Source organism: Ectopseudomonas composti (assembly GCF_001567565.1).
Lineage (GTDB): Bacteria > Pseudomonadota > Gammaproteobacteria > Pseudomonadales > Pseudomonadaceae > Aquipseudomonas > Aquipseudomonas composti_A.
In genome coordinates this window covers 229,904-250,100 of the sequence record NZ_LSSW01000022.1, presented here as the reverse complement: position 1 = coordinate 250,100, position 20,197 = coordinate 229,904, and the positions used below count along the sequence as shown (strand labels likewise).

19 protein-coding genes are annotated in these 20,197 nt (G+C 62.4%); 7 read left to right on the top strand and 12 right to left on the bottom strand.

Annotated features, from left to right (window positions below; genetic code table 11):
* The first annotated feature begins 49 nt into the window (after nt 1–49).
* The 6 genes from PCLY_RS10380 to PCLY_RS10355 all read left to right on the top strand — a co-directional run bounded on the left by PCLY_RS10380 (nt 50) and on the right by PCLY_RS10355 (nt 4,515).
* Complete coding sequence (locus tag PCLY_RS10380) at nt 50–451, top strand: OsmC family protein (RefSeq protein ID WP_061239223.1); 402 nt, start codon at nt 50–52, stop codon at nt 449–451.
* Entirely contained in the window at nt 448–1,308 is an 861-nt protein-coding gene (locus PCLY_RS10375; RefSeq protein WP_061239222.1) for a pirin family protein, read from the top strand. Before PCLY_RS10380 ends, PCLY_RS10375 begins: the two co-directional genes overlap by 4 nt.
* A gap of 54 nt (nt 1,309–1,362) precedes the next feature.
* Nucleotides 1,363–2,175 (top strand): XAC2610-related protein, encoded by an 813-nt coding sequence (locus PCLY_RS10370; protein ID WP_061239221.1) that lies wholly within the window; start codon nt 1,363–1,365, stop codon nt 2,173–2,175.
* Between the two features lie 118 nt (nt 2,176–2,293).
* Nucleotides 2,294–2,842: a sigma-70 family RNA polymerase sigma factor gene (locus tag PCLY_RS10365; RefSeq protein ID WP_061239220.1), complete on the top strand. Its 549-nt coding sequence runs from the start codon at nt 2,294–2,296 to the stop codon at nt 2,840–2,842.
* Entirely contained in the window at nt 2,839–3,552 is a 714-nt protein-coding gene (locus tag PCLY_RS10360; protein WP_061239219.1) for an anti-sigma factor, read from the top strand. The genes PCLY_RS10365 and PCLY_RS10360 overlap by 4 nt, the downstream gene beginning before the upstream one ends.
* Nucleotides 3,553–3,735: 183 nt before the next feature.
* On the top strand, nt 3,736–4,515 hold the full coding sequence (locus tag PCLY_RS10355) for a DUF4394 domain-containing protein (RefSeq protein WP_061239218.1): 780 nt from the start codon (nt 3,736–3,738) through the stop codon (nt 4,513–4,515).
* Between the two features lie 61 nt (nt 4,516–4,576).
* Here PCLY_RS10355 and PCLY_RS10350 read toward each other — a convergent pair whose 3' ends face one another.
* The 7 genes from PCLY_RS10350 to PCLY_RS10320 all read right to left on the bottom strand — a co-directional run bounded on the left by PCLY_RS10350 (nt 4,577) and on the right by PCLY_RS10320 (nt 14,575).
* The gene (locus PCLY_RS10350; RefSeq protein ID WP_061239217.1) at nt 4,577–5,365 is read right to left on the bottom strand and encodes a dienelactone hydrolase family protein; all 789 of its coding nucleotides are present in this window, start codon (nt 5,363–5,365) and stop codon (nt 4,577–4,579) included.
* 95 nt (nt 5,366–5,460) lie between these two features.
* The gene (locus tag PCLY_RS10345; RefSeq protein ID WP_061239216.1) at nt 5,461–6,465 is read right to left on the bottom strand and encodes a response regulator; all 1,005 of its coding nucleotides are present in this window, start codon (nt 6,463–6,465) and stop codon (nt 5,461–5,463) included.
* On the bottom strand, nt 6,462–10,154 hold the full coding sequence (locus PCLY_RS10340) for a PAS domain S-box protein (RefSeq protein WP_061239215.1): 3,693 nt from the start codon (nt 10,152–10,154) through the stop codon (nt 6,462–6,464). Before PCLY_RS10340 ends, PCLY_RS10345 begins: the two co-directional genes overlap by 4 nt.
* A 136-nt stretch (nt 10,155–10,290) precedes the next feature.
* Nucleotides 10,291–12,189, bottom strand: coding sequence for a molecular chaperone HtpG (htpG, locus tag PCLY_RS10335; RefSeq protein ID WP_061239214.1), 1,899 nt, complete (start codon nt 12,187–12,189; stop codon nt 10,291–10,293).
* Nucleotides 12,190–12,345: 156 nt separating this feature from the next.
* A complete protein-coding gene (locus PCLY_RS10330) occupies nt 12,346–13,593 on the bottom strand; it encodes a hypothetical protein (protein WP_061239213.1) in 1,248 nt (415 codons plus the stop codon).
* Between the two features lie 56 nt (nt 13,594–13,649).
* Nucleotides 13,650–14,096, bottom strand: coding sequence for a PaaI family thioesterase (locus tag PCLY_RS10325; RefSeq protein ID WP_061239212.1), 447 nt, complete (start codon nt 14,094–14,096; stop codon nt 13,650–13,652).
* Complete coding sequence (locus PCLY_RS10320; RefSeq protein WP_061239559.1) at nt 14,093–14,575, bottom strand: PaaI family thioesterase; 483 nt, start codon at nt 14,573–14,575, stop codon at nt 14,093–14,095. Before PCLY_RS10320 ends, PCLY_RS10325 begins: the two co-directional genes overlap by 4 nt.
* A 189-nt stretch (nt 14,576–14,764) precedes the next feature.
* Between PCLY_RS10320 and PCLY_RS10315 the strand changes: the two genes are divergently transcribed.
* Nucleotides 14,765–15,055 carry a hypothetical protein gene (locus tag PCLY_RS10315; RefSeq protein WP_231740140.1) on the top strand — a complete coding sequence of 97 codons (291 nt, stop codon included), beginning with the start codon at nt 14,765–14,767 and terminating at the stop codon, nt 15,053–15,055.
* Between the two features lie 41 nt (nt 15,056–15,096).
* Here the strand turns inward: PCLY_RS10315 and PCLY_RS10310 are convergent, their stop codons facing one another.
* From PCLY_RS10310 to sucC, 5 genes are all read right to left on the bottom strand, one after another.
* Nucleotides 15,097–15,492, bottom strand: a complete 396-nt coding sequence (locus PCLY_RS10310; protein ID WP_061239211.1) for an MAPEG family protein — start codon at nt 15,490–15,492, stop codon at nt 15,097–15,099.
* Nucleotides 15,489–16,223 (bottom strand): DUF599 domain-containing protein, encoded by a 735-nt coding sequence (locus PCLY_RS10305; RefSeq protein ID WP_061239210.1) that lies wholly within the window; start codon nt 16,221–16,223, stop codon nt 15,489–15,491. Before PCLY_RS10305 ends, PCLY_RS10310 begins: the two co-directional genes overlap by 4 nt.
* A 104-nt stretch (nt 16,224–16,327) precedes the next feature.
* Nucleotides 16,328–17,641 carry a branched-chain amino acid transport system II carrier protein gene (gene brnQ, locus PCLY_RS10300; RefSeq protein WP_061239209.1) on the bottom strand — a complete coding sequence of 438 codons (1,314 nt, stop codon included), beginning with the start codon at nt 17,639–17,641 and terminating at the stop codon, nt 16,328–16,330.
* A 348-nt stretch (nt 17,642–17,989) separates the two neighbouring features.
* Entirely contained in the window at nt 17,990–18,877 is an 888-nt protein-coding gene (gene sucD, locus PCLY_RS10295) for a succinate--CoA ligase subunit alpha (protein WP_003240843.1), read from the bottom strand.
* Complete coding sequence (gene sucC / locus PCLY_RS10290; RefSeq protein WP_061239208.1) at nt 18,877–20,043, bottom strand: ADP-forming succinate--CoA ligase subunit beta; 1,167 nt, start codon at nt 20,041–20,043, stop codon at nt 18,877–18,879. The genes sucD and sucC overlap by 1 nt, the downstream gene beginning before the upstream one ends.
* Between the last annotated feature and the right edge of the window lie 154 nt (nt 20,044–20,197).

The following is a 20,197-nucleotide window of genomic DNA, read 5'->3' as shown; positions in this document are numbered from 1 at the left end:
GCCTGGGCTAGGCTGACGAGCATCGCCGTCACGCCTACAGGGAAGCGCCATGATCCGTATTCATAACAGCAAGGGCCTTCAGCAGCAGATCGAAATCGGCTCGCACCAGTTGCTCGGCGACGTATCGGCCGAGCTCGGTGGCGAGGATGGCGGCCCCGATCCGCACGATCTGTTCGACGCCTCGCTCGGCACCTGCAAGGCCATGACCCTGCTGCTCTATGCGCGCCAGCGCGGCCTGCCACTGGAGGGCATCGACGTCAGCGTCGAGCGTGACGACAGCGAAGAACGCGAAGGCAACTACCGCCTGATCGTCGAGCTGTCGCTCAAAGGTCCGCTGGACGACGCGCAGCGCCAGCAACTGCTGCGTGTCGCCGACAAGTGCCCGATCCACAAGCTGATGACCAGCACCGACATCCAGGTCGAAACCCGTCTGGCTGGAGCCTCGGCATGAGCGAGCTGCAACTGATTCGCCCGCGTGCCGAGGACATCGCCGGGCAACCGATCCTGCGGCCCCTGCCCTCGGCGCGCTTTCGCAGCATCGGTCCCTTCGTCTTCTTCGATCACATGCTGGAGCAGGACTACCCCGCCGGCAGCGGCATGAACATCGCCCAGCACCCGCATATTGGCCTGTCCACCCTCACCTACCTGTTCGAAGGCCAGTTGCTGCACAAGGACAGCCTGGGTTCCGATCAGGTGGTGAAGCCTGGCGAGGTCAGCTGGATGACCGCAGGCCGCGCCGTCGCCCACGTCGAGCGGACACCGCCCGAGCAACTTGACCAGCGCAAACGGGTGCACGGCCTGCAGGTGTGGCTGGCGCTGCCAGAAGCCGACGAGCAGTGCGAGCCAAGTTACAGCCATCACCCGGCCGACTCGCTGCCGCGCAGCGATGCCATGGGCGTGCAGATCACCCTGATCGCCGGCAGCGGCTTTTGCATGGAGTCGCCGGTCCCGGTTCGTTCACCGACCCTGTATGCCGATCTGCACCTGGCCGCCGGGGCCAACCTGCTGATTCCGGCCGAACACAGTGAACGCGCCCTGTACCTGATCGCTGGCGAAGCGGAACTCGATGGCGAGGTGCTGCCCAGGCACAGCATGGCCGTGATTGCCGCCGGCGAAACGCCACTGCTCAGCGCCTGTGGTGAGTGCCACCTGGCGCTGATCGGCGGCGAGCCCATCGGGCCGCGGCGGATAAACTGGAATTTCGTCGCCACCACCTCGGAGCTGATCGACCAGGCGCGCCAACGCTGGGCCGCTGGTGACTGGCCGCAAGTGCCAGACGAAACCACGCGCATCGAACTGCCGCGCTGAACCCATCAAGGACAGGCGCGCAATGGCGCCTGTCACTCGCAAAGGACTGCCCTCTTGCCCTTGTATCGCCCCCTCGCCGGCCTGCTGTTGCTGCCCAACCTGGCTCTGGCCGATCTACCCCGTTTCGAACCTGAACCTGGGCAGCATGCTCAGGTTCAGCAGCAAGGCGAACGCTATTTTCTGCAGCAACCCGACGGCAGCCGCCTCGCATTGAGCATCCCTGAAGGCAACGATGCAGAGGCACCGAGCTTCGAGAGCGAGGACTACAACTTCGACGGCCACCCGGATCTGGCAATTCGAGTTCCGGTCGGGATGGTCAACTCGGCCTACCACATCTACCTCTACCGCCCGGCCCAGCACCGCTTCGAGCGGTTGCAGATGCCGCCGGCGTTGATGGAACGCGTCAATTGCTCATGGCTGTCTGAGCTGCAGCCCAATAATGAGGAGCGAGCTCTCTACAGCCACTGCCGCAGCGGGCCGCGCTGGTACTACGACGCCTACCGTTTCGATGAGTCCGGCGTCCCGTGGCTATACAAGACGCTGCAGGTGCGCCACGACTACGACCCCGATGCTCCCGTGTTCTTTGCCGTCTTTGAGAAGACCCTCGACCCTGAGGGCAACATCATCGCCAGCCGCGCCCTCGACGACGATGATCGGCCCCTGACCTGGACAGTGCCCAGCTCACGCCTCTACCTCCACCAGCGTCCGGACCACGCCAGTCGCAGCAAGGCCTATCTGATCGAGGGGGACGTCTGCGACGTGCTGGATCAGCAAGGCAACTGGCTGCTGATTCGCTACGCCTCACGCAAGGGGCCGCTGGAGCGCTGGGTTTCACTCGACCAGGCCTACGCCCAGGCTCAGCCCTGAACCTTCCCCTTTGAGTACGCCGCAACGCCTTCGCAGTTTTTTGTTACCTGTGCGTGATCCAGAAGCGCAGTAGCCGGGTATAAGCTGCATGCGGATTTTTCAGGCCAACGGATGACCCATGGCAGATCGCGATTTCGATTACGAAAGCACCCTGGAAGCTTGCGCACGCGGCGACGAACGTGCCTTCCAGACGCTCTATCGGCAGGAGGCCGGGCAACTGCTCGGCCTGGCCATCAGCATGCTGGGCCGGCGCGATATCGCCGAGGACTGCCTGCACGACGCCTTCGTGCGCATCTGGCAGCACGCCGCGCGTTTTCGACGCGAACTGGGCAGCGGCCGCGCCTGGGTGCACAGCATCCTGCGCTACCGCGTACTCAACGCCCTGCGCAGTGGCAGCCGTCATGCAGAGGTCGACGATGACTTCATCGAACGCGTGCTGGACGACAGCCCGCAGGCTGAAGCCCAGGCGCTGGAGCAATCCGAAAAGCGCCTGCTGCGTCGCTGCCTGCAACGCCTGGAAAGACCACGCCGCCATCCGATCCTCCTGGCGTTCTACCGGGGCCTGACCCACGAACAGATCGCCAGCCGCCTGAGCACACCGCTGGGCACCATCAAAGGCCGTATCCGCGCCGGCCTGCGCGCGCTGCAGGAGTGTCTGCAAGCATGATTACCCACGATCCCGAAGAACGCCGCGCCCTGATAGGCGAATACCTGCTCGGCCTGCTCGACGAGCAGGAAGCCGCCGAGGTGCGCCAGTTGCTCGAAGACGATGAACAGGCCGCGCGCATGGCGCTGGAATGGGAGCGGCATTTTCTCGAGCTGAGCGACCAACTGCCGGCACAAGCGCCCTCCCCGGCACTCTGGGCCCGTATTCGGCAGAGCCTGGGCCTGCAAGATGAGTCACGTACCAGCCCCCTGGCCAACTGGTGGAACAGCCTGCTGACCTGGCGCCTGACCGCAGCCGCGCTGGCCGTGGCGCTGCTGGTCGCCGTGCTGATGCCGCTATTGCGGGCACCGGACATCGCCGGCGAGCGCTACACCGTGGTGCTGCAGCAGCCGGGCGAGGCGGCCAGACCGGGTTGGGTCATTCAGGTCAGCCGCGACGGCACCTTGCAGCTCGATCCGCTGGTTGCCGACCAGGTGCCTGAAGGGCGCGCCCTGCAATTCTGGACGCTGATCGACCCGGCAGACGGGCCACGCTCGCTGGGTCTGGTCGAAGCCGGACAGCCGCTGCGTTTGCCTGCCGAGCAGATCGGCGCCGTGCAGCCTGGGCAGTTGTTCGAGCTGACCCTCGAACCAGAAGGCGGCTCGCCTTACAACCGCCCCAGCGGCCCCGTGCTGTATATCGGCCGCGCCGTACTGGCCAGCGCCAACTGAAAAGATTGCCGGCCACCTGGCCGGCATTCTTTCGCACAGCTGGTCCCCCCAAAAAAATATTTTCATCCGCCGACATCCAACCCCGTTCCTCGCGGGTATAGCTCACAGGTGTTTCGTCGAGGCACCTGCGAAGCCGGCCTACCGGCTTCGCATCGATGCTGAAACCTTTTATGAGGAACAACCATGAAACGCATCACTACCCTCTGCACCGCCAGCCTGCTGACCCTGAGCGCAGGCGCCGCCAGCGCCACCGAACTGCTCGCGCTGGGCGCCGATGGCAAGCTGTTCAAGGTCGATGTCGCCAGCCTCAAGGTCACCGGCAACATGGCCGTCAGCGGCGCCAGCGATCTGCGCGGCCTGGACGTGCGCCCGGCCAGCGGCCAGGTCTACCTCCTGAGCGGTACCGATCAGCTCTACACCCTGGACACAGCCAGCGGCAAGGCGACCGCAGGCAGCAAGCTGCAAACCGCGCTGCCTGGCAGCGGCCAGGCCGTGGTCGACTTCAACCCGGTGGCCGACCGTCTGCGCCTGATGAGCCCGGACGGCACCAACCTGCGAGTGAATGTCGACACCGGCGAAGTCGCGGTAGACGGCAAGCAGGCCTACGCTGCCGACGGCCCTTACGCTGGCAAGCAGCCCCAGGTGGTTGCCGGCGCCTACACCAACTCCTACGCTGGCACGAAGAGCACGGCGCTTTACAACATCGACCTGGCCAACAGCAGCCTGATGCTGCAGAACCCGCCAAATGATGGCGTACAGCAACTGGTCGGCAAGGTCGCCGACGGCCTCAAGGCTGCCGCCATGGACATCCTCAGCGACGGCAAGGGTGGCAACACCGCCTATGTGCTGACTGGCAAGACCCTGCATCAGCTGGATCTGGCCAGCGGCAAGCCCACCACCCTGGGCGATATCGCCGACCTGCCGGACGGCATCATCGACATCGCCGTAATGCCCGCGAAGTAAGATGAAAAAAGGCTGCGCCCAATGGGCGCAGCCTTTCGTTTAACGTGCGGTAAAACCGCAGTCACTGCTCGGCGAATACTTCATCGAACAGATCGTTCATCGCCTTGAACGCCCGCGCGGCCACCACTGGGTGGTACTGATTGCGCCCTGGCACGTTGGCCTTGGGATTGGTGAACGAATGCACCGCGCCGCCGTAGCTGACCAGTTGCCAATCCACCTTGGCGGCCTTCATTTCAGCGACGAATCCGTCGACCTGCTCCTGCGGCACCGCCGGATCATCTGCCCCATGTAGCACCAGTACCGGTGCCTTGATGTTCCTCGCATCGGCCGGGTCAGGCGTATCCAGATTGCCGTGGAAGGATACGAAACCCTTCAGCGGCGCGCCCGAACGGGCCAGTTCCAGCACGGTTCCACCACCGAAACAGAAGCCGATGGCGCCCAGCTTGCTCAGATCCAGAGCCACCTCTCCGCTTTGCGCCTTGAGCACTTCGACTGCCGCCTGGGCACGCTTGCGCATCAAGGCACGGTCACTGCGCACCGTCGTCGCGGCCGCCTTGGCTTCGTCAGCATTGCTCGGGCGAATGGCCTTGCCGTACATGTCGGCGAGAAACACCACGTACTTGTCGCCAGCGGCGCGCGCCGCCTTGGCCACGGTGTCCGGGTTGACGCCCATCCAGTTGGGAACGGCCAATAGACCAGGGCGCGGCGTGGTTACCGAGTCGTCATAAACCAACACGCCCTCGAAGGCTTCGCCATCGATCTCATAGGAAATCGGCTTGGTCACGACAGCCGCATCGGCGAGGTCGGCGACGGCCGCACATAACAGGGGAACCAGTGTCTTCTTCTGCATGATCGGGCCTGCCCTTGGTAATGCTAGGCCCCTTACAATAGCTGCGCTGACGACAATGACCAAATCACCCGCACTCGGGTGTTAGACAGAAGATTTCAAGCGGCAGGCTGCTCGGCCCAACGCTCCTTGATGCGCAGAATCTCCGGCAGACAATCGATGAACAGCTCGGTCAGGCGCGGATCGAAGTGGCGGCCGCTCTGCTCACGCAGGAAGTCGACTGCGGCCTCCACTGTCCATGCCTGCTTGTAGGGGCGCACGCTGGTCAGCGCATCGAACACATCGGCGATTGCCACGATGCGACCTTCCAGAGGAATGTCCTCACCGCTCAGACCGTTGGGATAGCCGCTGCCGTCCCACTTCTCGTGGTGCGACAGGGCAATCCGTTGCGCCGTGCGCAACAATCCCGAACTGTGTTCGCCGATGATCCGCGCGCCGATTTCCACATGCTGGCGCATCACCTGCCACTCCTGCTCATCGAGCTTGCCCGGCTTGCGCAGCACCGCATCGGGAATACCGATCTTGCCGACGTCATGCATTGGCGCGGCGTTGAGCAGTTCCTCGGCCGCGCTCTCGCTGAATCCTGCGGCCAGTGCCAGCACCTTGGAGAAGTGGCTCATGCGGATGACGTGCAAGCCCGTCTCGTTGTCCTTGTACTCTGCCGCCATGCCCAGGCGCTGAACGATCTGCAGGCGGGTCTGCCTCAGCTCGTCGACCCGCACCAACGACAGATGGGTGCGCACCCGTGCCCGCACAATGGGCGGGCTCACCGGCTTGGTGATGTAGTCCACCGCACCGACCTCGAAGCCACGCGCCTCATCGTCGACATCACCGAGGGCTGTGACGAAGATCACCGGGATCGCCTTCAGCAGCGGGTTGGCCTTGAGCTGCTCACACACCTCATAGCCGGTCATGCCCGGCATCATCACGTCGAGCAGAATCAGGTCAGGTCGCTCGCGCTCGGCCATTTCCAGTGCGCGGGCACCCTCCTTGGCGAACAGCAGGCGATAGTCTTCCTGCAGGATATGACGCAATACCTGCAGGTTGGTGGGCTCGTCGTCGACCAGCAGCAACAGCGGACGGGTATCGGCAGCCAGGCTCATGATGGGGTCGTTTCCTCGTCATGCAGTTGCAACAGCAGTTTATCCAGCACGACCAGGGCCTGATCGAAATCGAAGTCATCCAGCGCCTGGCGCATATCATTCAGGGCTACAGCGTAGGCTGTTGCCCCAGCAGCGTGCTCCATGGCCGCCAGGGTCTCATCGTCCAGGCCGCCACGCTGCAGGGCATGACGCAGCTGACTGGCCTGTTCACGCAGCGAGGACAAGTCGGCAGTCGGGCTCTGGGCCGCAGAGTTAACCTCGGGCACCTGCGGGACCACCGCCTTGACCGTCTGCAAGGTCTGATCGAGCTCCGCGAGCAATGCAGGCAAAGCCTGCTCGTCCTGTGCCTGGAACGCTCGCTCGATCGACTGCCCCAGGCTTGCCAGGCTGGCCATCGCCAGGTTGCCGGCGGCGCCGTGCAGCCGGTGCGCCAGCGCCTCGCCCTCACGCCAGTCGCGCGCGGCCAGAAGCTGGTTGAGGCGCTCGACCAGCTCATGTTGTTCACCGATGAAGCTGTTGATCGCCCGGGCCATGCGCAACGGCCCACCCCAGAGGTTGCCGCCACGCACCCAGTCGAACAGGCCGGCGTCAGCAACACGAGTGGCGCTGACCACGGCACTAGGTACGTCGGTCAACCCGAGAACTCGGGCGATTTCCCACAGCAATGCACTGACGTCCAGCGGCTTCGAGGCGAAGCCATTCATGCCCGAATCCAGTGCCGCCTGACGGTCCTGATCGAGTACGCTGGCAGTCAGGGCAATGATCGGTATCGGCTCTCTGGCCTCGGCGGCTTCCAGCTCACGAATCCGCCGCGAAGCCTCCAAACCGTCGACTCCCGGCATCTGCACATCCATCAGGATCAGATCGAAGCGCTCCTCGATAAAGGCCTGAAGCGCGCCTTGACCATCGCCGACGCAGTGCACGCGATGGCCGAAATGCTCCAGGGTCAACTGCAACAACTCGAGATTCTGCGGCACATCATCGGCTGCAAGGATGTTCAACGGCCCCAGCTGCGGCATCACGGCACGCTGCTGCGACGCCCGGCGCTTGCCGGCGCACAGCGGCAATTCGACGCTGAAACAGCTGCCCTGCCCTTCGGTGCTTTCGACCCGCAGGCGACCGCCCATCAATTCGACCAGTTGGCGGGAGATGGTCGTCCCCAGGCCAGTGCCGCCGAAGCGCCGACTCATCGACGCATCGGCCTGAGCGAAGGGCTCGAAGATCTTTTCCAGGCGGTCGGCTGCGATACCGATACCGGTATCTTTCACCGCCAGGCGCATGGCGCCCGGATCGCCGCTCACCTTCAGGCATACCTCGCCCTGCAGGGTGAACTTGACCGCATTGCCGAGCAGGTTGGTCAAGACCTGTTGCAGACGCAGCGGGTCGCCGCAGAAGAACTCGTTGAGCGTCGGCGGGTAGTCCAGGTAAAGCTGCAGGCCTTTGCTTTCGGCGGCCAGGCATTGGCTGGCGATCACCTGCTCGCACAGCTCGCGCAGCGAGAAATCAAGCTGTTCCAGCTCGATGGCGCCACGGTCGAGCTTGGCCGTATCGAGGATGTCGTTGAGCAGCCCCAGCAGCGAGCGCGACGAATGCTGCACGGTGCTGAGGTGGCGACGCTGCTCACTGGAAAGCGGGGTTTCCAGCAGCAGCTCGGTGAAGCCGATGATGGCGTTCATCGGCGTACGAATTTCATGGCTCATGTTGGCCAGGAAGCTGCTACGAGCGGCAGCCGCGGCCTCGGCACGGTCACGGGCGGCACGCAGTTCCTGCTCCATCACACGACGGGGCGTGAGGTCGGTCGCCAGCTTGACCACCTTGAACGGCTTGCCATCGCTATCGAGGATCGGGTTGTAGCTGGCCTGGATCCAGACCTCACGCCCATCCTTGCCTTTGCGACGATACTCGCCGGTGCGAAAGTGCCCGGCGCGCAGATCGGCCCAGCCCTGGCGGTAGCTGTCGCTGGCGATCTGATCCGGGTAGCAGAACATGGTGTGGTGGCGGCCGATCACGTCTTCGCGCTCGTAATCGAACAGTGCCAGGGCGTTATCGTTGATCTGCAGAATGTTGCCCTCGAGATCAAACTCGATCAGCGCCATGGCCTTGCTGATCGCGGTGACCTTGCCCTCGTACTCGGCATTGCGTCGTTTGCTTTCGGTCTGATCGAGCAACACACCATCGATCCAGCGCGGCACACCCTTATCGTCGCAGACCGCACTGCCGCTTTCCCAGATCCAGTGTTCCTCACCCTCACGGTCGAACAGACGATACTCGACCGTATAGTTACGCCCCTGCTCGATGGCCTCTACCACCTCGTCGGCGACTCGCTGATAGTCATCGGGATGATACAGCTCGGCGATCGAGCAACGCCGGCTGATGAAATCCTCGGTGCTGTAGCCGGTCAGGCTCTGCACCGCATCACTGATGAACAGCATGGTCCAGTCGCGATCAAGCAGGCAGCGAAACGACACCCCCGGAATATTGCTGATCAGCGAACGATACTGCTGCTCGCTATCACGCAGCGCTTTCTCCATGGCCTGGCGTTCACTGATATCGGCCACGAATACCACGAACAGCGGGCGGCTGCCCGCATGTGTGATGCCAACGCTGATGCGCACGGGCTTCTCTTCCCCGTCGCGAGTCAGGCAGGCCAGTTCCTGCTCACCTGCCGGCAGGGACAGACGCCCTGTCCTGAGGTAATCGGCCAACAACGCTTCGACCTGATCGACATAACGGGGCGGCATCAGCGAGCGCATGTGTAACCCGACCAACTCCTGCGGTGCCCAGCCGAACAGACGGGAGACCGCACGGTTGGCCGAGCAAATCCTACCGCTGTGGTCGACAGTGATGATGGCGTCCAGCGCCGTATCGAATATCGAGCGCAGGTGCTGCTCGCTGGCCTTGAGCTGGCGGCTGATGCGGCGGTAGCGCAGCAGCGTGTTGACTGCCACCACGAAGACGGTCAGGACGACGGTCAACAGCGTGATGGCGATGGCGATATAGCCGCTGTCCATCACGCTCATCGGAGCGTCCGACTCGGGCGAACCAACGAAGCGCGCCGCCGCCATGCCGGTGTAATGCATGCCACTGATGGCCAGGCCCATGACCAGGGCGCTGAGCAACAGCGCCCAGGGCGCCGGCAGGCGCCCTTCCAGACCGAAGCGCACCCAAAGCGCAAGAATGGCCAGGGCAACGGCAACGAGGATGGACAGAGCGAACATCCAGGGGTCATAACGCAACAGCGGCGCCATCTGCATCGCGGCCATGCCGCTGTAATGCATGGCGCCGATACCGGCACCGACCAGTACGCCGCCCACATACAGCTGCAGTGGGCTCAGGTCACGTCGCGCCAGCAGGCTCAGTGCGACCCAGGATGCGGCCAGCCCCGGCAGTATCGACAACAAGGTGATGCCCAGGTCGAAACGCACCGCTGCGCACAGCTCAAAGGCGAGCATGCCAAGAAAATGCATGGACCAGATACCGCCGCCCAGGGCGAGCGAGCCGGTGAGGATGGTGATTTGCCTGGCGACCGGATGCGAACTGTCGCGCGCTTCGCCGGCCAGTTGCAACGCCATGCCCGCGGCGAACACGGCAATCGCCAGCGATAACAGCACCAACGGAGTGTCGTAGCTACTGAGCACAAGGACACTCGGGTCCGCGCCCATGATGAAGAACAACTCGAAGATCGACATACAACCCCAGGGCACCGACAAAAAGCCAGCCAATTGCCAGCATCTGAAACGACGGGGCTGCGCTTGTCAAATCCCTCTGATATATCGCGCCCATAGAAAAGCCCGCCGGAGCGGGCTTGTTCTACAGCGTAGCCAATCAGGCGGAGAGTTCCACCAATAGCTTGTTCAGACGCTGCACGTAAGCTGCAGGGTCCTTGAGGCTGTCACCAGCGGCCAGGGCGGCCTGGTCGAACAGGATGTGCGACAGATCGGCAAAGCGATCTTCATCCGGCTCGGCATCCAGGCGTTCGATCAGCGGGTGCGCCGGATTGAACTCGAAGATCGGCTTGGCATCCGGCACCTTCTGCCCACTGGCTTCGAGAATCTGGCGCATCTGCAGGCCCAGGTCCTGCTCGCCAATGGCCAGGATCGCCGGCGAGTCGGTCAGGCGGTGCGACACGCGAACCTCGGTGACCTGCTCACCCAGCGCGCCCTTGAGGCGCTCGATCAGCCCTTCCTTGGCCTTGGCGACTTCTTCCTGGGCCTTTTTGTCCTCTTCCGAGTCCAGCTTGCCCAGATCCAGGTCGCCACGGGCCACGTCGACGAACTGCTTGCCGTCGAACTCGGTCAGGTAGCTCATCAGCCACTCATCGATACGATCGGTGAGCAGCAGCACTTCGATGCCTTTCTTGCGGAAGACTTCCAGGTGCGGGCTGTTCTTGATCTGCGCGTAACTTTCACCCGTGAGGTAGTAGATCTTGTCCTGACCGTCCTTGACGCGGCCCAGGTAGTCGGCCAGCGACACCGACTGCTCATCGCCCTCACCCGCGGTGGAAGCGAAACGCAGCAGGCCAGCGATCTTCTCCTTGTTGGCGAAGTCTTCCGCCGGGCCTTCCTTGAGCACCTGGCCGAAGGTTTTCCAGAAGTTCTGGTAATCCTCCGCTTTTTCTTTCGCCAGTTTCTCCAGCATGTCCAGCACACGCTTGGTCAGCGCCGACTTCATCGAGTCGATGACCGGGCCGGTCTGCAGGATCTCGCGGGAGACGTTCAGCGACAGGTCGTTGGAGTCGACCACGCCCTTGATGAAGCGCAGGTACAGCGGCAGGAACTGATCCGCCTGGTCCATGATGAACACGCGCTGCACGTATAGCTTGAGTCCCTTGGGCGCTTCGCGCTGGTACAGGTCGAACGGCGCACGAGCCGGCACGTAGAGCAGCGAGGTGTACTCCAGCTTGCCCTCGACCTTGTTGTGGCTCCAGGCCAGCGGGTTCTCGAAGTCATGGCCGACGTGCTTGTAGAACTCCTGATATTCCTCGTCCTTGATCTCGGTACGCGGACGGGTCCACAGCGCGCTGGCGCGGTTGACAGTTTCCCACTCGAGCTCTGCCGGCTTGTCCTCGCCTTGGTGCTCCTTCGGCAGCTCGATGGGCAGCGCGATATGGTCGGAGTACTTCTTGACGATATTGCGCAGGCGCCAGCCATCGGCGAATTCTTCTTCACCGCTCTTGAGGTGCAGGACGATGCGAGTACCGCGCTCGGCTTTGTCGACGGTCGCAACTTCGAAATCGCCCTCGCCCTTCGACGACCAATGCACGCCTTCGCTGGCGGGGCTGCCGGCACGGCGGCTGAAGACCTCGACCTGATCGGCGACGATGAATGCCGAATAGAAGCCCACACCGAACTGACCGATCAGGTGCGAGTCCTTCTTCTGGTCGCCGGAGAGGTTCTTCAGGAAGTCGGCGGTGCCGGACTTGGCGATGGTGCCCAGGTGCGCGATGACCTCATCGCGATTCATGCCGATGCCGTTGTCTTCGAGGGTAACGGTCTTGGCGTCCTTGTCGAAGGACAGGCGGATCTTCAGTTCGGCGCCACCTTCGAGCAGCTCCGGTTTGGCCAACGCCTCGAAACGCAGCTTGTCAGCGGCGTCGGAGGCGTTGGAGATCAACTCGCGCAGGAAGATTTCCTTGTTCGAGTACAGGGAATGAATCATCAGGTGAAGCAGTTGCTTCACCTCGGTCTGGAAGCCCAGGGTTTCTTTTTGAGTTTCCACACTCATGGTCTTCTAACTCCATCTGCAGGACAGGAACCGCTATGGCGGCGGATGACCTACAGATGGGGCCAGCTGGATTAATTTCAAGGGCTTGCTGCATGCTCATCATCGCTTCTGGCAGGTACAAGCCGCTCACGAGGCGAATATGGCGAGCCACCCGCACTAGGGCTCCAGTAGTTCCAGGCGGCCAATTTCTTCCGGTTTGAAACTGAAGCTGGCCTGCCCGCCACCGCTGCCCATCTGCTGGCTGAGGCGAATGCTGCCATCGGCGTCGACACCGACAAAGCGTCCTTCAACCGTTCCGCCGCTGGCGCGGCTCAAACGCATGCTGAGGTTGCGGTACTGCTCGGGGTTACGCTGCAGGCGTGCCAGGCTGAAACGCTGGCGACGATCGAGCGGGCGACTCAGGCGCTCCTCGACGGGTGCAGCGTCACTTTGTTGGGCAGGCGGTCGCGAGACGACGGCAGGCAATGCCGGAAAGCGATCGCCGCTGACCGTCCAACCATGCTGGGGGCGCTTCTGCAGACGAATCGGCAGACTTTCGCTACGTCCGGCCACTTGCGCATCGACCTGCAATTCCAGGGTGTCACCCTCGAAGGTGAACACCGGTAGCTTCAACTCGCGTACATCGCGCGTGGCAAAACGTCGTTGCAGGTAGTCCTGCAGGACATGGGCGATGGTGTCACGCGAGTCGTACCGGGTATCGACCTGTCCTTGGGCATAGCGCAGGCGGTCACGGTACAGCTCGACTCGACCACTGAGGCTGGTCTTGAAACTGGGCGGCAATACCAGGTGAAAATCACCGACCAGCCGATTGGGCGCCTGCGGCTGCAGATCCAGGTGCAGGGTATAGCCGCGACTGAGACGACGGGCCTCGGGCAGATCCTGCTCCGGCAACAACCAGCTCAGCTCCACCTCCGGCAGATTGCCGCTGTCCTGGGGCAACACGTCGACACGCACGGCGCCCTCGACGGGCTGCGGCAGACGTATGCTCAACTCGCGCAGTGCGAAGAAGTCCAGGCCCTCGCGCAGCACCAGTACGCCATCGATCAGCTCGCCCTGCTGCGGCCGAAACGGCTGACCATTGAGCTGACCACGCAGGTCGATTGCCAGCTCCGCCGGCGCCTGCACTTCGGGCTTGAGCCAGTCGAGGCGAGCGATCGCCGCCAGACGCTCGGCATCCTTGTTGGCCAGTAAGGTCAGGCCCACCACCAGCGGGATGACGCCAAGCGCGATCAGCATGACCGCACTACGGGCACGCGCCCAGTGGCGCACCACGTAGATCAGGGTAATAGGTGGAATCAGGCTGCCCCACCCCCACAACAGACTGGTGGCGAAGGCACGCATGACCAGCCAGACCAGACCAACCAGCATCAGCAGCAGGCCACCAATTATCAGTAACGCATCCATCTACAGAATCCTTGTCATGATTTGCTGCGCTACCGATCCGCCTGGGTTTCGTCGACTCAGGGCTCATCGACCTTGAAGTGGGCACGGGCGGTGGCAATCGGCTCGGTCCGCGTCGTTTGCCAGGCGGTGATCGCCACATTGGCCACCCGCCGCCCCTGACGCCAGACCTGGCACTGCGCATAGGTGTCACGATAATGACCAGCGCGCAGGTAATCTATCGAGAAGTCGATGATTTTGGGCAAATGTGGAATACCCATGAACATCAATAGATGAAGCATGGCGGCATGTTCCATGAAGCCGGCGATCACGCCACCATGCAATGCAGGCAGAACCGGGTTGCCAATGCAGTCACGATTGGCTGGCAGACGGAAGACCATGTCGTCACCCAGGCGCAGGCACTCGATGCCGAGCAGCTTGGCGTAGGGAATCAGGCTGATCAGCGGGTCGTAGTCGTCTTGCTGATGCGCACGAGCCACCAGTTGCTCAAGGTTCAGTTCGCTCATGCGTCACCGCCTTGCTGGACGTTCTGCTTCAGCTCACCTGCGCCAGCCTGCGCGGCCTTGCCCATGCGCATGAAGGTACCGACCACGTGGGCAATCGGCTGCTCAGGATCGTCCTGATAGGCATAGCCACGGGTGAAGATGACGTTGGGCGTAACCCGGTAGCACTCGGCGAAGCCGAACACGTCCTTACCGGGCTCGGCCGGATGCATGTAGTCGATGCGCAGGTCGAGGGTCGGGCAGATTTCGAACTCCGGCAGCACGCAAACCGTGGAGATACCGCAGGTGGTGTCCATCAGTGTGGTGATGGCGCCACCGTGAACCACGCCGGTGTCCGGGTTGCCCACGATGTGCGCTGCATAAGGCAGTCGCAGCGTCAGCCCTTTGCCGTCCGCTGACTCGACACTCATGCCCAGCACCTGGCAATGACGCAATGCGGCCAGAAACCGCTGCGCCCGCGCCTGAATCGACTGCTCACTCATCACTTTCGCGCTCTGCTCTGCCATGGAAAAAAGGCTGCGCATGATAGCGCCTCGCGCCGGGACTCACAGCCGTTTCGCCAGCACGCCATCAGGGACAAGGGAACTTATGGGCGGTCCCGGCATTCGAAGTGACTGTGCGTTATGGGGTCAACCCAGCCACTAACAACTCTCACACATGGAGTGATCACCGTGAACAAACCTCTGACTTATGCCCTGCTGCTTGCCACTGCCCTGGGTCTCGCCGCCTGCGAGAAAACCCCGGAAGACAAGATGGAGTCGGCCAAGGAGTCAGTCTCCGAAGCCATGGAGAACGTGGGCGATGCAGCCAAAGACACTGGCGAAGCCATCGAACAGAAAACCAACGAAGCCCTGGGTAACGAACCTACCACTGGCGAAAAGATTGAGGATGCGGCCGGTGATGCGGCCGACGCCATCGAGGATGCCGGCGACGAAGCCAAAGACGCTGTCGACGGCAAGTAACCTCAGCTCGAAAGAAAAAGGCCCGCGATGCGGGCCTTTTTTCATCTCAGCGCAGGGCTGATCATCAACAACAGGCTGCAGGCCAGGCCCAGCACCCACACCAGGCTGCGCTGCCAGTGCAGATCCCACCAGTAGAACAGCATATACAGCACACGGCTGACGACGAAGGTGATCGCCAGGATGTCGACCAGAAAGCCATAGGTCTGTGTGCTGTGCGCCATCAGCACACCCGCCGCGAACAATGGAAATGCCTCGATGCTGTTCAAGTGCGCAGCCAGGGCTCGCGCACCGAAGCCCGTCAGGCGTGCCTGCTGGGCACGGGGATGATGATTGTCGTAACGACCACCGCCCTCTGCGGCCATGGCTTTGGCCACTGGCGCCTTGGCGATGAAGATCAACAAGGCGCTGATGAAGACGCACCAGAATGGAATGCTCATTCACTCTTCTCCTTGGCCACCTCGGCGGCCGGCGTTGGGGTATAGACCATCACTTCCAGCACATCAGAATGGAATTCACGGCGATACAGCACGACCACAACCCCGGCAGTCACCAACATGAAGAACCAGGGGTTGATGAACCAGGCCAGTGTCGCCATACCGAAATAATAGGCGCGCAAGCCGAAGTTGAACTGGTTGGCAGCCATCGAGATGACCCGCGCCGTGCGCTCACCGAAAGCCTTACGCTCCTGCTCGGTGACATGTCGCTCCCCCACCATCGGCGCCGAACCCACCAACACGGCCGCGAAGTTGTACTGACGCATGCACCAGCTGAAGGTGAAGAAGGCATAGACGAAGATCACCCCCAGGCACAGCAGCTTGATTTCCGACAGCCCGCGGCTGGCCGGCTGCACGAAAGGAATGTCGGCCAACAGCGACAGCGCGCGATCCGAAGCGCCCAGCACGGTGAGGATACCGGCCAGGATGATCAGTGTGCTGGAGGCGAAGAACGAGGCGTTGCGCTCCAGATTGCCGATCACGTTGGCGTCGGCAATGCGGTTCTCGCGCATCAGCATGCGGCGCATCCAGTCCTCGCGGTACAGGTGCAGCACGCTGGCAAGACAGGGTGTGGTTTGCGCCTTCAACGAGGCATAGCGGGTATAGCCTCCCCAACACAGAACGAACCAGAGTGGGGCCAGAAAATGAGGCAGATACGGATAGCTGTTGAGCATGCTGACTCCTTGCAAGACTGCTGCCGATTATAGCCAGCCCACCTACATCCTTGTTCGACAAAAAAGGCCGCCTTGTGGGCAGCCTTTGTTGTTTAGCGCAGGTTTCAAGCAGTAGCGCGTTGACGCAACCCGAGGATGCGATCCAACAGCGTCACCAGGGCCAGCGTCAGCACCACCGGCACCAGCCAGCCCAGGCTCTGGCCGGCCAGAGGCAACTGCCCGAACCAGGCCGGGACCTTGTCGGCCCATGGCGTGGCGGCAATGCCATCGGCCACGCCGAAGATCAGCGTCACGGCCATCACCGGTACAAACACCAGCGACTGGGAAAGCCACAAGCGGTTGGCCAGGCTCAGCGCGATCAGCACGATAGCCAGCGGGTACAGACCGACCAGCACCGGGATGGAGAAGCTGATCAGTTGGGTCAGCCCCTGATTGGCCACCAGCAGACTGAAGAGACCGAAGACGATCACCACACTGCGGTAGGAAACCGGCAACAGCTTGCTGAAGAACTCGCCGCATGCCGTGAGCAGGCCCACGGCGGTCGTCAGGCACGCCAGGGTGATGACCACTGCGAGCAGCAGGCTGCCGGTATTGCCGAAGGTGTGCTGCACATAGGTCGTCAGCACCTGGACGCCGTTCTGCGCATCGCCAGCGATGCCCTGGCTGGTGGCACCGAGATAGAACAGCGCCAGGTAAACCAGTGACAGGCCAATGGCGGCGATCACCCCGGCAATCACCGAATACCGTGTGATCAGACCCGCGTCGCTGACGCCGCGGTCACGAATGGCGCTGGCAATGACGATACCGAAGACCAGTGCTCCCAGCGTATCCATGGTCAGGTAGCCCTGCAGAAAGCCCTGCACCAACGGCGCATCACGGTAGTTATCGGCAACCCCCCCAACCTCGCCGGCCGGGGCGAACAAAGCAGCACCGCCCAGCACCAGCAGCGCCGTCAGCAGGACCGGGGTAATGAACTTGCCGATACGATCGACCAGTTGCCCCGGATTGAGGGAAAGGAACAGCACGGCCGCGAAATACGCCAGGGTATAGATCAGCAGCGGCGCACCTTCATTACCGGTGAACGGTGCGATACCCATCTCGAACGACACCACGGCGGTACGCGGCGTTGCAAACAGCGGCCCGATGGCCAGATACACCGCCACTGCCAGGATGGTTCCGGCCACCTTGCCCAGCGGCGCGGTGAGCAGGTCCATACCACCGCCCACTCGGGCCAGGGCCACCACGGTCAGCAGTGGCAGGCCGACACCGGTCAGCAGGAAGCCAAGGGCCGCAGGCAGCAGATTCTCACCCGCAGCCAGACCGGCACTCGGGGGGAAGATGATGTTGCCGGCGCCGAGGAACAACGCAAATGTCATGAAGCCGAGGGCCAGGAGATCCGAGCCTTTCAAACGAGTCATAGAGGGAAATACCGGAAGCAGAAATCGAAGAGTTGCGAGGGTTTCCTTGGGGATCGGGAAACGTCGCCCGAGCGTTTGGCTCGAACCACTGCAGGCATCGCCAGGCGCTTGTGGCACCACGGACACGGAATAAGGCGCGGATACTAACGAAAAGCGCCCTGCAGCAGCACAGTTGCCGGGCGAGCTGTCGAACTGGCGTAACTGACTGTCGCATCAACAACACTTACGAAGCAGGCGCCCCCGGCGGCACGGCACTTCGCCAGGGGCGGGCCGAATCGGCTGCGGTACAGAAACCGCACAAACAAAAAGACCACCCGAAGGTGGCCTTTTTGCGAGGGTCATCAACGCTTAGGCGTTTTTGACTTCCCAACCGGTCAGCTCAGCCAGGGCCTTGCCGATGTCAGCCAGGGAACGCACGGTTTTCACACCAGCGTCCTGCAGCGCAGCGAATTTCTCGTCTGCAGTGCCCTTGCCGCCAGAGATGATGGCGCCAGCATGGCCCATGCGCTTGCCGGGCGGAGCGGTCACACCAGCGATGTAGGAAACTACAGGCTTGGTGACGTTGGCCTTGATGAAGGCAGCCGCTTCTTCTTCAGCCGAACCGCCGATCTCACCGATCATGACGATCGCTTCGGTCTTCGGATCTTCCTGGAACAGCTTCAGGATATCGATGAAGTTGGAGCCCGGGATGGGGTCGCCGCCGATGCCCACGCAGGTGGACTGGCCGAAGCCGGCGTCGGTGGTCTGCTTGACGGCTTCATAGGTCAGGGTGCCCGAACGGGACACGATGCCGACTTTGCCTGGCAGGTGGATGTGACCCGGCATGATGCCGATCTTGCACTCGCCGGGAGTGATCACGCCCGGGCAGTTCGGGCCGATCAGGCGTACGCCCAACTCGTCGCACTTGACCTTGGCTTCCAGCATGTCGATGGTCGGAATGCCTTCGGTGATGCAGACGATCAGCTTGATGCCGCCGTTGGCCGCTTCCAGGATCGAGTCCTTGCAGAACGGAGCCGGAACGTAGATGACCGACGCTTCAGCGCCAGTGGCTTCTACGGCTTCCTTGACGGTGTTGAACACCGGCAGGCCCAGGTGAGTGCTGCCACCCTTGCCCGGAGTCACGCCGCCGACCATCTTGGTGCCGTAGGCGATGGCTTGTTCGCTGTGGAAGGTGCCCTGCGAGCCAGTGAAGCCCTGGCAGATGACCTTGGTGTCTTTATTGATCAGGATGCTCATTACTTACCCTCCGCGGCCTTGACGACCTGCTGGGCAGCGTCGGTCAGGCTGGTTGCCGCGATGATGTTCAGACCGCTTTCGGCCAGGACCTTGGCGCCCAGCTCGGCGTTGTTACCTTCCAGGCGGACGACCACCGGGATCTTCACGCCGACTTCTTTCACGGCGCCGATGATGCCTTCGGCAATCATGTCGCAACGAACGATACCGCCGAAGATGTTCACCAGAACGGCTTTGACGTTGTCATCGGAGAGGATGATCTTGAACGCTTCGGTCACGCGCTCTTTGGTCGCGCCACCACCTACATCGAGGAAGTTGGCCGGCTGACCGCCGTGCAGGTTGACGATGTCCATGGTACCCATGGCCAGGCCAGCACCGTTGACCATGCAACCGATGTTGCCTTCCAGCGCAACGTAGTTCAGTTCCCACTTCTGCGCATGGGCTTCACGCGGATCGTCCTGGGACGGATCGTGCATGGCGCGCAGCTTGGGCTGACGGTACATGGCGTTGGAGTCGATGTTGATTTTGGCGTCCAGGCAGTGCAGGTTGCCATCGGCCTTGATCACCAGCGGGTTCACTTCCAGCAGCGCCAGATCGTAGTCCTGGAACAGCTTGGCCAGGCCAACGAAGATGTGGGTGAACTGCTTGACCTGATCGCCTTCCAGACCCAGCTGGAAAGCCAGCTCGCGGCCCTGGTACGGCTGAGCGCCGACCAGCGGATCGACGGTGGCCTTGAGGATCTTCTCAGGGGTTTCGTGGGCCACTTTCTCGATGTCCACGCCGCCTTCGGTGGAAGCCATGAACACGATGCGACGGCTGGAGCGGTCCACTACAGCGCCCAGGTACAGTTCCTTGGCGATGTCGGTGCAGGATTCGACCAGGATTTTGCTGACCGGCTGACCATTGGCGTCAGTCTGGTAGGTCACCAGACGCTTGCCCAGCCAGTTGGCGGCGAAGGCCTTGGCGTCTTCTTTGCTCTTGACCAGCTTTACGCCACCGGCTTTACCGCGGCCACCAGCGTGGACCTGAGCCTTGACGACCCACTCGCTGCCACCGATTTTTTCGCAGGCTTCTGCGGCTGCTTCCGGGGTGTCTACCGCGAAGCCCTTGGATACAGGCAGGCCGTATTCAGCGAACAGCTGCTTACCCTGATACTCGTGAAGATTCATGCTTGTCTACCGTCTTCGTTTAGGTATTGCGCATTCGGCGCTGTACTTGTGATACCGCGCCACCTGTGACTGCCGAAGCAGTCCGCCGGGCGTTCCGCCGCGAGTGGAACTCGACGCGGGCCTCCCGACGTGGTTCTGCTTGCAAACACCACCG

Coding starts and splice junctions, on each gene's coding strand:
- PCLY_RS10340 (WP_061239215.1), bottom strand. CDS start 10,154: ATGTCGATCTTCGAGTTGTTCTTCATCATGGGCGCGGACCCGAGTGTC.
- PCLY_RS10355 (WP_061239218.1), top strand. CDS start 3,736: ATGAAACGCATCACTACCCTCTGCACCGCCAGCCTGCTGACCCTGAGC.
- PCLY_RS10345 (WP_061239216.1), bottom strand. CDS start 6,465: ATGAGCCTGGCTGCCGATACCCGTCCGCTGTTGCTGCTGGTCGACGAC.
- PCLY_RS10310 (WP_061239211.1), bottom strand. CDS start 15,492: ATGAGCATTCCATTCTGGTGCGTCTTCATCAGCGCCTTGTTGATCTTC.
- PCLY_RS10305 (WP_061239210.1), bottom strand. CDS start 16,223: ATGCTCAACAGCTATCCGTATCTGCCTCATTTTCTGGCCCCACTCTGG.
- PCLY_RS10360 (WP_061239219.1), top strand. CDS start 2,839: ATGATTACCCACGATCCCGAAGAACGCCGCGCCCTGATAGGCGAATAC.
- sucD (WP_003240843.1), bottom strand. CDS start 18,877: ATGAGCATCCTGATCAATAAAGACACCAAGGTCATCTGCCAGGGCTTC.
- sucC (WP_061239208.1), bottom strand. CDS start 20,043: ATGAATCTTCACGAGTATCAGGGTAAGCAGCTGTTCGCTGAATACGGC.
- PCLY_RS10375 (WP_061239222.1), top strand. CDS start 448: ATGAGCGAGCTGCAACTGATTCGCCCGCGTGCCGAGGACATCGCCGGG.
- PCLY_RS10325 (WP_061239212.1), bottom strand. CDS start 14,096: ATGAGCGAACTGAACCTTGAGCAACTGGTGGCTCGTGCGCATCAGCAA.
- htpG (WP_061239214.1), bottom strand. CDS start 12,189: ATGAGTGTGGAAACTCAAAAAGAAACCCTGGGCTTCCAGACCGAGGTG.
- brnQ (WP_061239209.1), bottom strand. CDS start 17,641: ATGACTCGTTTGAAAGGCTCGGATCTCCTGGCCCTCGGCTTCATGACA.
- PCLY_RS10330 (WP_061239213.1), bottom strand. CDS start 13,593: ATGGATGCGTTACTGATAATTGGTGGCCTGCTGCTGATGCTGGTTGGT.
- PCLY_RS10350 (WP_061239217.1), bottom strand. CDS start 5,365: ATGCAGAAGAAGACACTGGTTCCCCTGTTATGTGCGGCCGTCGCCGAC.
- PCLY_RS10320 (WP_061239559.1), bottom strand. CDS start 14,575: ATGAGTGAGCAGTCGATTCAGGCGCGGGCGCAGCGGTTTCTGGCCGCA.
- PCLY_RS10380 (WP_061239223.1), top strand. CDS start 50: ATGATCCGTATTCATAACAGCAAGGGCCTTCAGCAGCAGATCGAAATC.
- PCLY_RS10365 (WP_061239220.1), top strand. CDS start 2,294: ATGGCAGATCGCGATTTCGATTACGAAAGCACCCTGGAAGCTTGCGCA.